Source organism: Mesorhizobium sp. M8A.F.Ca.ET.207.01.1.1 (assembly GCF_004794715.1).
Lineage (GTDB): Bacteria > Pseudomonadota > Alphaproteobacteria > Rhizobiales > Rhizobiaceae > Mesorhizobium.
In genome coordinates this window covers 34,001-48,062 of sequence record NZ_SRUS01000012.1, presented here as the reverse complement: position 1 = coordinate 48,062, position 14,062 = coordinate 34,001, and the positions used below count along the sequence as shown (strand labels likewise).

12 protein-coding genes are annotated in these 14,062 nt (G+C 61.6%); 9 read left to right on the top strand and 3 right to left on the bottom strand.

The annotated features are described in order from the left end of the window. Positions 1–112 precede the first annotated feature (112 nt). The 9 genes from EN850_RS28215 (at position 113) to EN850_RS28175 (ending at position 10,878) form a co-directional block, all read left to right on the top strand. Entirely contained in the window at positions 113–835 is a 723-nt protein-coding gene (locus EN850_RS28215; protein ID WP_135917456.1) for an XRE family transcriptional regulator, read from the top strand. 304 nt (positions 836–1,139) lie between these two features. After that, positions 1,140–2,036 carry a glutamine amidotransferase family protein gene (locus tag EN850_RS28210; RefSeq protein ID WP_135917458.1) on the top strand — a complete coding sequence of 299 codons (897 nt, stop codon included), beginning with the start codon at positions 1,140–1,142 and terminating at the stop codon, positions 2,034–2,036. A gap of 3 nt (positions 2,037–2,039) precedes the next feature. Beyond that, positions 2,040–2,780, top strand: coding sequence for a GXGXG domain-containing protein (locus EN850_RS28205; RefSeq protein ID WP_135880813.1), 741 nt, complete (start codon positions 2,040–2,042; stop codon positions 2,778–2,780). 10 nt (positions 2,781–2,790) lie between these two features. Then, positions 2,791–4,119 carry an FMN-binding glutamate synthase family protein gene (locus EN850_RS28200; RefSeq protein ID WP_135880812.1) on the top strand — a complete coding sequence of 443 codons (1,329 nt, stop codon included), beginning with the start codon at positions 2,791–2,793 and terminating at the stop codon, positions 4,117–4,119. Positions 4,120–4,145: 26 nt separating this feature from the next. Continuing rightward, positions 4,146–5,489 carry a type III glutamate--ammonia ligase gene (gene glnT / locus EN850_RS28195; protein ID WP_135932933.1) on the top strand — a complete coding sequence of 448 codons (1,344 nt, stop codon included), beginning with the start codon at positions 4,146–4,148 and terminating at the stop codon, positions 5,487–5,489. A gap of 112 nt (positions 5,490–5,601) precedes the next feature. After that, positions 5,602–6,855, top strand: coding sequence for a sarcosine oxidase subunit beta family protein (locus EN850_RS28190; RefSeq protein WP_135880810.1), 1,254 nt, complete (start codon positions 5,602–5,604; stop codon positions 6,853–6,855). A 24-nt stretch (positions 6,856–6,879) separates the two neighbouring features. Beyond that, the gene (locus tag EN850_RS28185) at positions 6,880–7,203 is read left to right on the top strand and encodes a sarcosine oxidase subunit delta (RefSeq protein WP_135917463.1); all 324 of its coding nucleotides are present in this window, start codon (positions 6,880–6,882) and stop codon (positions 7,201–7,203) included. Next, positions 7,200–10,253, top strand: coding sequence for a sarcosine oxidase subunit alpha family protein (locus EN850_RS28180; RefSeq protein ID WP_135917465.1), 3,054 nt, complete (start codon positions 7,200–7,202; stop codon positions 10,251–10,253). Before EN850_RS28185 ends, EN850_RS28180 begins: the two co-directional genes overlap by 4 nt. A gap of 94 nt (positions 10,254–10,347) precedes the next feature. Beyond that, positions 10,348–10,878 (top strand): sarcosine oxidase subunit gamma family protein, encoded by a 531-nt coding sequence (locus tag EN850_RS28175; protein ID WP_348630945.1) that lies wholly within the window; start codon positions 10,348–10,350, stop codon positions 10,876–10,878. Positions 10,879–11,185: 307 nt separating this feature from the next. Here the strand turns inward: EN850_RS28175 and folK are convergent, their stop codons facing one another. The 3 genes from folK to EN850_RS28165 all read right to left on the bottom strand — a co-directional run bounded on the left by folK (position 11,186) and on the right by EN850_RS28165 (position 14,020). Continuing rightward, the gene (gene folK / locus EN850_RS28170) at positions 11,186–12,037 is read right to left on the bottom strand and encodes a 2-amino-4-hydroxy-6-hydroxymethyldihydropteridine diphosphokinase (protein ID WP_189522234.1); all 852 of its coding nucleotides are present in this window, start codon (positions 12,035–12,037) and stop codon (positions 11,186–11,188) included. Positions 12,038–12,114: 77 nt separating this feature from the next. Next, entirely contained in the window at positions 12,115–12,339 is a 225-nt protein-coding gene (locus EN850_RS36490; protein ID WP_189524184.1) for a hypothetical protein, read from the bottom strand. 1 nt (position 12,340) lies between these two features. Next, on the bottom strand, positions 12,341–14,020 hold the full coding sequence (locus EN850_RS28165; protein WP_135917470.1) for a formate--tetrahydrofolate ligase: 1,680 nt from the start codon (positions 14,018–14,020) through the stop codon (positions 12,341–12,343). Positions 14,021–14,062: the final 42 nt, after the last annotated feature.

Genomic DNA, 14,062 nt, shown 5'->3' with positions numbered 1-14,062 from the left:
CGCTTCGATGACAGCCAGCCGTGCCCAGTGCCAGGAGTCGGCGTATTGTAAGGTGTGGCAAATATGTTTACCTAAAGTGAAATCGTAGGGTCTGGGATTTGGGCGGTTCGAAATGGCAAAAGTCAAAAAGCTTGTGACGGCCGCCAAGGTGTCTGTCAACGAGCCAGAGGGCAAACCGCCCGCGGCGCCAGCCGTCCCACGTTCTGCTGTCTTGTCCCAGGATCCCCATGCCGTTCGCGATGCCAGGGAGAAAGTCCTTGAGCTTGCGATCGGTCGCGAGGTCCGAGCCTTTCGCAAGAAACTGGGCATTACTGTCGCGGACCTTGCGAGCACCACGAATATCTCGCTCGGCATGCTGTCGAAGATCGAGAACGGGATAACATCACCGTCCTTGACGACGCTACAGACGCTTTCCAATGCCCTGGGCGTGCCGATCACGGCCTTTTTTCGACGCTTCGAGGAGGATCGAAACGCTGTTTTCGTCAAGGCAGGCGAGGGCATGGACGTTGAACGGCGTGGCACCCGGGCAGGTCATCAGTACACCTTGCTTGGCCATATCGGTTCGAACACCAGCGGAGTCGAGGTCGAGCCCTACCTCATTACCTTGACGGAAGACTCCGACGTCTTTCCAATGTTCCAGCATGATGGCATGGAATTTCTCTACATGCTCGAGGGCGAGGTTGTGTATCGCCACGGCGGCAAGCTCTACCGCATGTTGCCTGGCGATAGCTTGTTCTTCGATGCTGATGCCCCGCACGGACCGGAAGAACTGATCAAACTTCCAATGCGCTACCTTTCCATCATCTCGTATCCGCAGAGCGGCGGACAGGATTAGCTGGGCAGAGGACCACGGGAACACGGGTTTATTTTGTGGCCGACTGAGGCCCTTAACCCAGCGGCGTTGCCTATTCTCGTCAACGCCTTCGCCAGCCTTGTCAGGCAGCCTTCGAGAATTTCTATAAAAAGCAGATAGTTGGCTCTCGCTGCTATCATCAGTTGGGTATGGTTCTGGCCTGTATGCGAGAAAAAAATGGTGTCCGCTTATTTCTCCCTCAGGAAAAAAAAATTCATGACAGTTGATTTGCCAATTTGGACCTGCTACCAAAATTGTCAGCTGCAATCACTATGGAGTGGCCGTCATGTGCGGAATCGTGGGGCTTTTTTTGAAGGACAAATCGCTTCAACCCCAATTGGGTGCGATGTTGTCCGAGATGTTGATCTCTATGACGGATCGCGGACCTGATAGTGCGGGCATTGCTATCTACGGACCTGCCACGCCTGGCCGCGCCAAGGTCACCATTCAGTCGCAGTCGCCGCAGTCCGATTTTGCCGGATTGGCAGCGGAGCTGCGCAAGAAGATTGGCGTCGAGGTCAAGGTCGCTGTCAATTCGACGCATGCCGTCATCGACGTCCCCTCAGACCGGATCGATGCGACCCGTGCGGCGCTTGGCGAGATCAGGCCATCGATCCGCGTCATGGGTTCGGGCGATAACGTCGAAATTTACAAGGAAGTGGGCTTGCCTGGGGACGTGGTCGATCGTTTCGGCCTGTCCAAGATGATTGGAACGCACGGCATCGGTCATACCCGTATGGCCACCGAATCGGCGGTGACGACCATGGGCGCCCATCCGTTTTCCACGGGGCCGGACCAGTGTCTGGTTCATAACGGCTCGCTGTCAAACCACAACAACGTTCGTCGTGAACTCAAGCGCGAAGGCATGAAGTTCGAAACCGAGAATGATACCGAGGTGGCGGCTGCTTATCTTTCATCGAAGATGGCTCACGGTATGAAGCTTGGCGAAGCGCTGGAGCACACACTCGGCGATCTGGATGGCTTCTTCACTTTTGTCGTTGGCACCAAATCAGGCTTCGGCGTGGTCCGTGACCCCATCGCCTGCAAGCCGGCAGTTCTCGCCGAAACCGACCAGTATGTGGCCTTCGGGTCGGAATACCGCGCTCTCGCGATGCTGCCTGGCATAGAAAACGCCAAGGTTTGGGAACCTGAGCCAGCAACTGTCTATTTCTGGGAGCATTGAGGTATGCATACGACCAATCTTGCCACGGCCGCAGCGCCGCGCAGTTCGGACCATTCAGCGGTTAAGTTCGATCTTGCCAAGACGCCGCTACGGGAACTCAACCAGGCGCTTCACAACATCAAGCCGGGGTCCAACGAGACGGCTTGGGAAATTCTAAACCCCGGCGGCGGGCATGCTGTCGCTGCTGGAGTGGACCAGCCAATCACTGTCGATATCAGGGGCAGCGTTGGCTATTACTGCGGCGGCATGAATAGCCAGGGCACCATTACGGTACATGGGTCGGCCGGACCTGGTGTTGGCGAAAACATGATGTCGGGTGAAATCATCGTGAAGGGTGACGCCAGCCAGTACGCTGGCGCTACCGGCAGGGGTGGCTTGCTGGTTATTGAAGGCAATGCGTCTTCGCGCTGCGGGATCTCCATGAAGGGCATCGATATCGTCGTTCATGGCGATATCGGACACATGTCGGCTTTCATGGCGCAATCAGGGCATCTGGTGGTACTCGGCGATGCGGGAGACGCGCTCGGAGACTCCATCTACGAAGCGAAGTTGTTCGTCAGGGGCAAGGTCCAGAGTCTTGGAGCCGACTGCATCGCCAAGGAAATGCGTCCCGAGCACATCGCCAAGCTGCAGGAACTGCTCGACCGCGCCGGTGTCAAGGGCGTGAAGCCGGAGGAGTTCACGCGCTACGGCTCCGCGCGCACCTTGTACAATTTCAACATCGACAACGCCGCCGCGTATTGAGGCCAGCATCATGACCTATCAGAATCCGCCAACCATCCCGCGCAAATCCGCGACGTTCGACGACTATACGATGTCGGAAATCCGCCGCGCCGCGGCCACGGGCATCTACGATATTCGCGGTAGCGGCGCCAAGCGCAAGCTCCCGCACTTCGATGACCTTTTGTTCCTCGGCGCGTCAATCTCCCGCTATCCGCTCGAAGGTTACCGTGAAAAGTGTGACACGACCGTCATACTCGGCGCACGCAACGCCAAGAAGCCGATTACATTGAAGATCCCGATCACTGTTGCCGGCATGAGTTTTGGCTCGCTGTCTGGCCCAGCCAAAGAGGCGCTGGGACGCGGTGCCACGCTGTCGGGAACATCAACGACTACCGGCGATGGCGGGATGACCGAGGAAGAACGAGGCCACTCGCAAACGCTGGTCTATCAGTATCTGCCCTCGCGTTATGGAATGAACCCGCGCGATCTTCGCCGCGCCGACGCAATCGAGATCGTTGTAGGCCAGGGTGCTAAGCCCGGCGGCGGCGGCATGCTGCTTGGCCAGAAGATCTCTGACCGCGTTGCCGAAATGCGCACGTTGCCCAAGGGGATCGACCAGCGTTCGGCTTGCCGGCATCCTGACTGGACAGGACCTGACGATCTTGAGATCAAGATTCTCGAGATCCGTGAGATCACCGATTGGGAAAAGCCTATCTACGTCAAGGTCGGTGGCGCACGTCCTTATTATGACACCGCGCTTGCGGTGAAGGCGGGTGCCGACGTGGTCGTGCTTGATGGAATGCAGGGCGGCACCGCCGCAACCCAGGAAGTGTTTATTGAAAACGTGGGCCAGCCTATACTTGCCTGCATTCGGCCCGCCGTCCAGGCGTTGCAAGATCTCGGCATGCACCGAAAGGTGCAACTCATCGTCTCTGGAGGCATCCGCAACGGCGCCGATGTCGCCAAGGCGTTGGCGCTGGGGGCCGATGCCGTGTCGATCGGAACGGCGGCGCTTATTGCTCTAGGCGACAACGATCCGCGTTGGGAGTCCGAGTACCAGAAACTTGGAACCACTGCTGGCGCATATGACGACTGGCACGAAGGCAAGGATCCGGCCGGTATCACCACGCAGGACCCCGAGCTGATGAAGCGGGTCGATCCGATCGCGGCGGGGCGACGGTTGGCCAACTACCTGAAGGTGATGACGCTGGAAGCGCAGACGATCGCGCGTGCGTGCGGGAAGAATCATCTGCACAATCTGGAGCCGGAGGACCTTTGTGCCCTGACGCTTGAGTCAGCAGCCATGGCCGGCGTGCCTTTGGCTGGCACGAACTGGGTACCGGGCAAAAACACCTTCTGATTCAGCAAAGCTGGGAGAGACAAGCTATGGGAACGGCTTTCGAGAGCAAACTGGAGCCTAAGGCGGCAACCGATCTGGGTGAATTCGCCAAGGCGCGGAGCATCAAGTATTTCATGATCTCCTATACCGACCTTTTTGGTGGGCAGCGCGCCAAGCTGGTTCCCGCTCAAGCAATCGCCGACATGCAGAAGGATGGTGCCGGTTTTGCCGGCTTCGCCACCTGGCTCGACCTGACGCCGGCACATCCCGACATGCTGGCGGTTCCGGATGCCTCCTCCGTCATCCAACTGCCGTGGAAGAGGGATGTAGCCTGGGTCGCCTCAGACTGCGTGATGGAAGGCAAAGGCGTCGAACAGGCGCCACGCAACACACTCAAGCGTCTGGTGGCGGACGCGGCCGAATTGGGCATGCGCGTCAAGACCGGTGTCGAGCCGGAGTTCTTCCTGACGACGCCGGGGGGAGAGAAAATCTCCGACGAGTACGATACCGCGGCGAAGTCCTGCTACGACCAGCAGGCCGTCATGCGTCGCTACGATGTCATCGCCGAGATCTGTGACGCCATGCTGGAGCTTGGCTGGAACCCCTATCAGAATGACCATGAGGACGCGAACGGCCAGTTCGAGATGAACTGGCAGTATGACGACGTGCTGCCGACCGCGGACAAGCACTCGTTCTTCAAGTTCATGGTCAAGTCGATCGCAGAAAAGCACGGCTTGCGCGCCACCTTCATGCCGAAGCCATTCCAGGGTCTGACCGGAAATGGCTGCCACGCCCACATCTCGGTATGGGACCTTGCCGGCAAAACCAATGCGTTCGCAGACAAGAGCATGGAGCTGGGCCTTTCCCAACAGGGCCGGCATTTCCTCGGCGGCATCATGAAGCATGCCTCGGCACTTGCCGCGATCACCAATCCCACGGTCAATTCCTACAAGCGCATCAATGCCCCACGCACGATCTCCGGCGCGACATGGGCTCCCAACACGGTGACCTGGACCGGCAACAACCGAACCCACATGGTGCGCGTGCCTGGCCCTGGCCGCTTCGAACTCCGCCTGCCCGATGGCGCCGCCAACCCTTATCTCATGCAGGCAGTCATTCTCGCTGCTGGTCTTTCCGGAATTCGCACGAAAGCCGATCCGGGCGAACGCTCCGACATCGACATGTACAAGGACGGCCACAGCGTAACCAACGGTCCGAAGCTACCGCTAAACCTGCTCGACGCGCTGCGCCAATACGACAAGGACATCGAACTCAAGGCCGCGATGGGCGAGGAGTTTTCGACGGCGTTTCTCAAGCTGAAGCATCAGGAATGGAACTCCTATGCCTCCCATTTCACGCAATGGGAACGCGATCACACACTGGACGTCTAAATCCAAAGAGTCCGCGTGGAAAACGGCTCCGTCGCCGCCTCCGCTTCCTCCCAGGGCCCGGCGGAGCCGTTTTCGAACATTTTGGAAGTGCAACTTTCGCAGAATTGACCCGATGAAATACTCCATCTTCTCCCTGGCGCGTGCGGCATTGTCCGGGCACAAAAACTGGTCCCGTACCTGGCGTGACCCGGCGCCTAAAAGTCGTTATGACGTCGTGATCATCGGCGGCGGCGGCCACGGGCTGGCCACTGCCTATTTCCTGGCCCACAAATACGGCATCAGGAATGTCGCCGTACTGGAAAAGGGCTGGATCGGCTCCGGCAATGCCGGCCGCAACACCACCATCATCCGCTCCAACTACATGCTGCCCGGCAATACCGGCTTCTACGAGCTGTCGATGAAGCTGTGGGAGCGGATGGAACAGGACCTCAACTATAACACGATGGTCAGCCAGCGCGGCATCATCAACCTCTACCATTCCGACGCCCAGCGCGACGCCTTCGCGCGGCGCGGCAACGTCATGCGCATCAACGGCATCGACGCCGATCTGCTCGACGCCACGCAGATCCGCAAGATGCTGCCGTTCCTCAACTACGACAATGCACGCTTCCCGATCCAGGGCGGACTGCTGCAACGCCGCGCGGGCACGGCGCGCCACGACGCCGTCGTGTGGGGCTATGCCCACGCGGCCGACAAGCTCGGCGTCGATGTCATCCAGAACTGCGAAGTGACCGGCTTCATCCGCGACCAGAACGGCGCGATCACCGGTGTCGAGACGTCGCGTGGCAGGATCGGCGCCGGCAAGGTCGGCATGGCGGTCGCCGGCAGCTCCTCGAAGGTGGCGGCGATGGCCGGCCTGCGCCTGCCGATCGAAAGCCACGTGCTGCAGGCCTTCGTGTCGGAAGCGATCAAGCCACTCATTCCCGGCGTCATCACCTTTGGCGCCGGCCATTTCTATGTCAGCCAGTCCGACAAGGGCGGCCTGGTCTTCGGCGGTGATCTCGACGGCTACAATTCCTATGCCCAGCGCGGCAACATGCCGGTCATGGAGGATGTCTGCGAAGGCGGCATGGCGCTGATGCCGATGATCGGCCGGGTGCGCATGCTGCGCCAGTGGGGCGGCATCATGGACATGTCCATGGACGGCACGCCGATCATCGATCGCTCGCCGGTCGACGGCCTCTACATCAATGCCGGCTGGTGCTACGGCGGTTTCAAGGCGACACCTGCCTCAGGCCTGACCTTCGCGCATCTGCTCGCCCGCGACGAACCGCATGAGGAAGCCAAACGCTTCCGCCTCGACCGCTTCCAGCGCGGCTTTATGATCGACGAAAAGGGGCAGGGGCCCCAGCCTAACCTTCACTGAAGACCAGAACAGGACTATCGGGAAATGCGCATAGCATGTCCATTTTGTGGAACGCGCGAAGTTGGCGAGTTCACCTATCTCGGTGACGCCAAACCGAAGCGCCCGGCCATGGTGGCCCTCGATGTCGCCGGCGGTGCCGTCGGCGAGGCGGAGGCGTTCTACGATTATGTCTATCTGCGCGACAACGTCGCCGGAGAGATGAACGAATACTGGTACCACGGCGGTGGCTGCCGCTCCTGGTTGCGCGTCTCCCGCAACACCGCCACGCATGAAATCACATCGGTTGTGGCTGCGCCCGGCGTAGGCGCCAGCTCTTCGCCGGCTCCAACCGCAGGTGTTAGATCATGACCGGCTCGCTGACGCTCACCTCCGCGCAAGGCAGGCCCGCGGCAGGTGCCAAGGTTCCCACGGCGGCTTCCGGCAGCGCCCAATCCAACCGCCTCGTCACCGGCGGCCTGATCGACCGTGCCGCACCGCTGAACTTCGCCTTCGACGGCAAGACGATGACTGGCTTTGCTGGTGACACGCTTGCCTCCGCGCTTGTCGCCAACGGCGTCAGGCTGGTTGGCCGCTCGTTCAAATACCATCGCCCGCGCGGCATCCTGACGGCCGGCTCGGAAGAGCCGAACGCGCTGGTCGAATTGCGCAGCGGCGCCCGCCGCGAGGCCAACACCAAGGCGACCACCACCGAGCTTTATGACGGCCTCGATGCGCTGAGCCAGAACCGCTGGCCATCGCTGCGCCACGACGTGATGGCGGTCAACCAGCTCCTGTCGCCGATCTTCGTCGCCGGGTTCTACTACAAGACCTTCATGTGGCCGGCGAAGTTCTGGGAGATGATCTATGAACCCGCCATCCGTCGCGCCGCCGGCCTTGGCCGGTCGAGCGGCCTGGCTGATCCGGATCACTACGACAAGGCCTGGGCGCATTGTGACGTGCTGGTGGCGGGCAGTGGCCCGGCCGGCATCTCCGCCGCACTCGCCGCCGGCCGCGCCGGCGCCCGCGTCATTCTCGCCGAGGAAGACAGCCGCGTCGGCGGCAGGCTCTTGTCCGATCACGCTGAGATCGACGGGCTGTTTTCGCGCGAATGGCTGACCAATGCGCTTGCCGAGCTCTCGTCCTTGCCCAACGTTCGCATCATGACCCGCACGGCGGTGTTCGGCGTCTACGACGGTGGAACCTATGGCGCCCTCGAACGCGTCAACGACCATGTGGCGACGCCCGCCAAGCATCGGGTCCGCCAGCGGCTCTGGCGCATCGTCGCCAAGCGTTGCGTGGTGGCGGCCGGCGCCATCGAGCGCCCGATCGTGTTTTCGGGTAATGATCGCCCAGGGGTGATGATGGCTTCGGCGGTCCGCACCTATATCGACCGTTTCGCCGCGACGCCGGGCAAGCGCATCGCGCTGTTCACCAACAACAATGACGGCTGGCAAACCGTCGAAGCAGCGCTGCGTGCCGGCATCGAGATATCCGGCGTCATCGATTCACGCCCGCACATTCCCGACCAGTTCCGGGCGGTTGCCGAGGCTTCCGGCTTCCGCGTCTTCAACGGCGTCGTCAGTGACGCCAGCGGCGGCGTGTCGGGAATAAGCAGGATCAGCATCGCCCAAGCCAGTGGCGGGACAGCGGAGATCGCCGCCGACACGCTGGCCATGTCCGGTGGCTGGAACCCGTCGGTCGGCCTGTCCTCGCATCAGCGCGGCCGACCCACCTGGCGCGACGACATTGCCGCCTTCGTGCCGGGCGATTGTCCGCCTGGAATGACTGTTTCTGGTGCGGCCAACGGTGACTTTTCGCTTAGCGCCTGCTTGCGTGGCGGTCATGCCTCGGGCATCGAGGCCGCCGCCGAATGCGGCCACAAGCAAAAGGCCGGCGCCGCGTCCGCGGCCGTCGCGGAGGTATTCTCGATCGCGCCGCTGTGGCATGTCGAGGGCAAGCACAAGGCATTCGTCGACTTCCAGCATGACGTCACGGCGTCGGACATTGCGCTCGCCCAGCGCGAAGGCTTTGAATCGGTCGAGCATCTGAAGCGGTACACGACGCTTGGCATGGCGACGGATCAGGGCCGCAATTCCAACGTCACCGGTCTTGCCATCATGGCCGAAGTCAGCGGGCGCACGATCCCGCAGACCGGCACCACCATCTACCGGCCGCCGCAGGTTCCGGTTGCCATCGGTGCCCTTGCCGGCCACCATCGCGACGAAAAATTCCATTCGACTCGGTTGACGCCCTCGCACCGCTGGGCCGCCGAGCGCGGCGCCGTATTCGTCGACACCGGCCTGTGGAAGCGCGCGCAATGGTATCCGCTGCCCGGCGAAAAGGACTGGCTGACGTCGGTTGACCGCGAAGTGCTGACGGTGCGCAACGGCGTTGGTTTCTGCGATGTCTCCACGCTCGGCAAGATTGACGTAATGGGTCCCGACGCCGGCGCCTTCCTCGACCGCGTCTACATCAACATCTTCTCCTCGCTCGGCGTCGGCAAGGCGCGCTATGGCCTGATGCTGCGCGACGACGGCATCGTCATGGACGACGGCACCACGTCGCGGCTTGCCGAGGACCATTATTTCCTGACCACCACCACGGCCAAGGCCGGCCCGGTGATGCAACATCTCGAATATTGCCGGCAGGTGCTGTGGCCCGAACTCGACGTGCAACTGACATCGTGCACCGACCAGTGGGCGCAATTCTCGATCGCCGGGCCGAAAACTCGCGATCTGCTGCGCGAGATCGTCGACCCGGCCGAAGACCTGTCCAATGAAGGCTTCCCCTTCATGGGCGTGCGCGAGGTGAAGCTGCGCGGCGGCGTCACGGCCCGGCTGTTCCGCATTTCTTTCTCGGGTGAAATGGCCTTCGAGATTTCCGTGCCGGCGCGCTATGGCGACGCCCTGGTGCGCAACCTGATGATTGCCGGCAAGCCGTTCGGCGTCATCTCGTATGGCACCGAGGCGCTCGGCGTCATGCGCATCGAGAAGGGCCACGTCGCAGGTCCCGAACTCAACGGCACGACGACGGCGGGTGATCTCGGCCTCGGCAAGATGGCGTCGAAGAAGAAGGATTTCGTCGGCCGCGTTCTCGCCGCTCGCGAAGGCCTCGTCGATCCGAACCGCCAGGTTGTGGTCGGCCTAAAGCCGGTCGACAAGGCACGACGGCTGCGTTCGGGCGCGCACATCATCCCCAAGGGCGCGATACCGGGACCCGACACCGACCAGGGCTACGCAACCTCGGTCTGCCACTCGCCGATGCTTGGCCAGTGGATCGGCCTTGGCCTGGTCGAGCGCGGCCGCGAGCGCTTTGGCGAAATCGTCCGTGTGCATGACCCATTGCGCGGCGAGGACTACGACGTCGAGATCTGCAATCCGGTCTTCTACGATCCCGAGGGAGGACGCCAGCGTGGCTGATTTTACCTGGACCGCCAGTTCGCCGCTGCAGCATGCAGCCGCTCCTGGTCGCCGAGGCGCGGCCGTGCTTCAACCTGGCATCGTCTTGTCGGAGGTGCGCGACTTCAGCCTGGTCCTGGTCTTCGCCCGGCGCGGGCAGGGGCCGGCCACCGCCAAGGCCGCCAAGGCACGGTTTGATGTAGAAGCGCCGTCAACGCCCCAGGCCGTCGCGGGCGAGTCCGCCACGCTGATCTGGTCAGGCGCCGACCAGTTCTATGCCCTGTTTGCCAACGCGAAGGAGCAATCGCCGGTCGACGCGCTACGCGAAAGTTTTGCAGGCAAGGCGTCGCTTTCCGATCAGTCGGACGGCCGGGCGCTGATCCGGATATCCGGCCCAAGCGCGCGCAAGATGCTGGCCAAGCTGTCATCGCTTGATCTGGACGATACGGTCTTCCCCGTCGGTGCGGCCGCCGCGACCTCGATCGACCACACCGGCGTCAATTTGTGGCGCGGCGCCAACGCTGACGATGGATCACCAGTCTTCAACGTCCTGGCTTTCACCAGCTTTGCCGATAGCATCTGGCATAGTATCTTAGACGCATCCGCCGAATATGGCACTGAGATCGTCGGTTCTGATGGGCTCTAACGGAAGCTTCATTTTTGGCGGTCGACTGCCTGCAGTCAACCCAAATCAAGCGCGTCGCCTGGTGGAGACATCAATGCAGCACTGCCGCTTTAAGTGTCATCCTCGACCGTACTGACGTGAATCTCGGTCGGCACGAGGGGCAGAGCCTTTGTAGGACGGCGCATCGATAACCTGTCTCCCCCGAGCGAAGCTCGCTTGAAAGGCTGTATCGCTCAACGGATCGCCTCTATAGTTGTGGCGCTCCCATGCACTCGGACCACAATCATGAACCATCAAAGCTCGGGATCAAACATCCGGCTGAAATCGATCAAGAGGGGTCATCCAGTCTAACGACGTCGCCGGCAATGCGCTGGAGCTGCGCCACAGCGTTCCCGACAAGTCGTCCCATTACTTTTTGCTCCGATGCGATCTCGGCCAAGGGTACCAGCACAAATGCACGATTGAACATTTCCGGATGAGGCAGGGCACAGCCTGGGAGGCGAATTTCCGCGTCACCAACGAACAGAACGTCGATATCAATGAGACGAGGCCCCCACGGTCTCTCTGGTGTACGCCCAATCTGGCTTTCGATCGCTTTGCAACGTTGCAGCAGATGGCGTGGAGGCAGACTGGTCAAGCCGATTGCACAGCCGTTGACAAACCAATCCTGGTCCGTCGCGCCCCAGGCAGCCGTCTTGTAGAAATGTGAGACGGCATCGATTTCCACGCCTTCTTCGAGGCTGAGCAATGACAATGCGGCGCGAAGGTTCGCCTGTTTGTTGCCTATGTTGCTGCCAAGGGCAAAGGCTACCCGCGACTTGCGCGCGCGGCGTACTTCGATTCCGACATGATCCAAGGCGTGGGCAATCGGGGCAGAAGGCTTGCGGATCCGGACCAGCACCTCAGACACGGATGGAAATCCGACAAGAACTCTCTCGGCGATACGGTCACCGAGCGTTTCGATCAACCTAAAGGGGCCGGAAGCCGACACCTCGACCGCGAGGTTGCATAGCGTGGCGTAGCAGACGGCCTTCGAATAGTCGTCGTCACGCACGCATTGTTCAAGATCCGAGACGCAATCGATATCGATGAAAAATTTCTGCCCCAGACGCGTCTCTTCGCTCAGCACTCCATGATACCCGTGTACGCAGAGGTTGGACACAAAAACCCGGTCGGTCACCGCCGCGATGCTGGGCCTCGGCGAATCCTCAAGCAGACCGGCTGAGTGACGGGTTGTGGGAGATGCGAACGGGACGTTCAATTGACGGCCCGTTCCAGTTCCCGCGATTCCGCGAAGCTGCCTGAGGCCTCGAAATTTTCGTCGGAAACTTTTCCAACTCCCGTCGGCGGCATGCCTGCGACATCCTCGTTGTGCGGATAAAACGGCATTGCTGCCAGCGGGCCTTGGCTGGCAGCAAGTCCGGTGGAGTCCGGCGAACACATGACGGTTTGCACAGCAATCGTCGCCGCTAACCCGTGCATCTCAGAACAGGCCTTCGATCTGGCCGGCCTCGTTGAGGAAGATCTTCTCCGAGGACGGCGCCTTGGGCAGGCCGGGCATGGTCATGACCTCGCCGCAGATGATGACGACGAAGCCGGCGCCCGCCGACAGCCTGACCTCGCGCACCGGCACGGTGTGGCCGGTCGGTGCGCCGCGCAGGTTCGGGTCGGTCGAGAACGAGTACTGGGTCTTGGCCATGCAGACCGGCAGATTGCCGTAGCCGGCGTCTTCCCAGGCCTTGAGCTGGTCGCGCACCGACTTGTCGGCGATCGCTTCCGAGCCGCGATAGATGCGCTGGACGATGGTGTTGATCTTCTCGAACAGCGGCATGTCATCGGGATAGAGCGGCGCGAACTGCGAGGCGCCGGATTCGGCCAGCGCCACCACCTTGTTGGCGAGGTCCTCGATGCCGGCGGAGCCCTTGGCCCAGTGCTTGCACAGGATCGCCTCTTCGCCCATCGAGGCGACATAGTCCTTCATCGCCTGGATCTCGGCGTCGGTGTCGGAATAGAAGTGGTTGATGGCAACCACCGCCGGCACGCCGAACTGGCGGATGTTCTCGATGTGGCGGCCGAGATTGGCGCAGCCCTTCTTGACCGCCTCGATGTTTTCCTTGCCGAGGTCTTCCTTCTTGACGCCGCCATTCATCTTCATGGCGCGCACGGTGGCGACGATGACGGCCGCTGCCGGCTTCAGGCCCGCCTTGCGGCACTTGATGTCGAAGAACTTTTCAGCGCCAAGGTCGGCGCCGAAACCGGCTTCGGTGACGACGTAGTCGGCGAGCTTCAGCGCCGTCGTGGTGGCGACGACCGAGTTGCAACCATGCGCGATGTTGGCGAACGGACCGCCATGGACGAAGGCCGGGTTGTTCTCGAGCGTCTGCACCAGGTTCGGCTGCATGGCGTCCTTCAGAAGCACGGCCATGGCGCCGTCGGCCTTGAGGTCGCGGGCATAGACCGGCGACTTGTCGCGGCGATAGGCGACGATGATGTCGCCGAGACGCTTTTCGAGATCCTTGAGGTCTGTCGACAGGCACAGGATGGCCATGACTTCGGAAGCGACGGTGATGTCGAAGCCGGCCTCGCGCGGATAGCCGTTGGCGACGCCACCGAGCGAGCAGATGATCTCGCGCAGCGCCCGGTCGTTCATGTCCATGACGCGGCGCCAGGCGACGCGGCGGGTGTCGATGCCGAGCTCATTGCCCCAGTAGATGTGGTTGTCGATCAGCGCCGACAGAAGATTGTGCGCGGTGGTGATGGCGTGGAAGTCGCCGGTGAAATGGAGGTTCATGTCCTCCATCGGCACGACCTGTGCGTAGCCGCCGCCGGCGGCACCGCCCTTGACGCCGAAATTCGGGCCGAGCGAGGCTTCGCGAATGCAGACGATCGCCTTCTTGCCGATGCGGTTGAGGCCGTCGCCCAGACCGACCGTGGTCGTGGTCTTGCCTTCGCCGGCCGGCGTCGGGTTGATGGCGGTGACCAGGATCAGCTTGCCGTCCTTGTTGCCCTTCACCGACTTGATGAACTCGGCGGAAACCTTCGCCTTGTCGTGGCCGTAGGGCAAAAGGTGCTCGGTCGGGATGCCGATCTTGGCGCCGATCTCCTGGATCTGCTTTTTCTTGGCGGCGCGCGCGATCTCGATGTCGGATGATACTTCGGCCATGGGTTCTGCCTCAATGAGAGTTCGGATTGAGCGGACGATGCG

What these genes read in the sequence shown, in the direction of transcription:
- EN850_RS28200 (WP_135880812.1), top strand. Translation starts at nt 2,791, where the DNA reads ATGACCTATCAGAATCCGCCAACCATCCCGCGCAAATCCGCGACGTTC.
- EN850_RS28165 (WP_135917470.1), bottom strand. Translation starts at nt 14,020, where the DNA reads ATGGCCGAAGTATCATCCGACATCGAGATCGCGCGCGCCGCCAAGAAA.
- EN850_RS28190 (WP_135880810.1), top strand. Translation starts at nt 5,602, where the DNA reads ATGAAATACTCCATCTTCTCCCTGGCGCGTGCGGCATTGTCCGGGCAC.
- EN850_RS28210 (WP_135917458.1), top strand. Translation starts at nt 1,140, where the DNA reads ATGTGCGGAATCGTGGGGCTTTTTTTGAAGGACAAATCGCTTCAACCC.
- EN850_RS28180 (WP_135917465.1), top strand. Translation starts at nt 7,200, where the DNA reads ATGACCGGCTCGCTGACGCTCACCTCCGCGCAAGGCAGGCCCGCGGCA.
- glnT (WP_135932933.1), top strand. Translation starts at nt 4,146, where the DNA reads ATGGGAACGGCTTTCGAGAGCAAACTGGAGCCTAAGGCGGCAACCGAT.
- EN850_RS28185 (WP_135917463.1), top strand. Translation starts at nt 6,880, where the DNA reads ATGCGCATAGCATGTCCATTTTGTGGAACGCGCGAAGTTGGCGAGTTC.
- EN850_RS28215 (WP_135917456.1), top strand. Translation starts at nt 113, where the DNA reads ATGGCAAAAGTCAAAAAGCTTGTGACGGCCGCCAAGGTGTCTGTCAAC.
- EN850_RS36490 (WP_189524184.1), bottom strand. Translation starts at nt 12,339, where the DNA reads ATGCACGGGTTAGCGGCGACGATTGCTGTGCAAACCGTCATGTGTTCG.
- EN850_RS28205 (WP_135880813.1), top strand. Translation starts at nt 2,040, where the DNA reads ATGCATACGACCAATCTTGCCACGGCCGCAGCGCCGCGCAGTTCGGAC.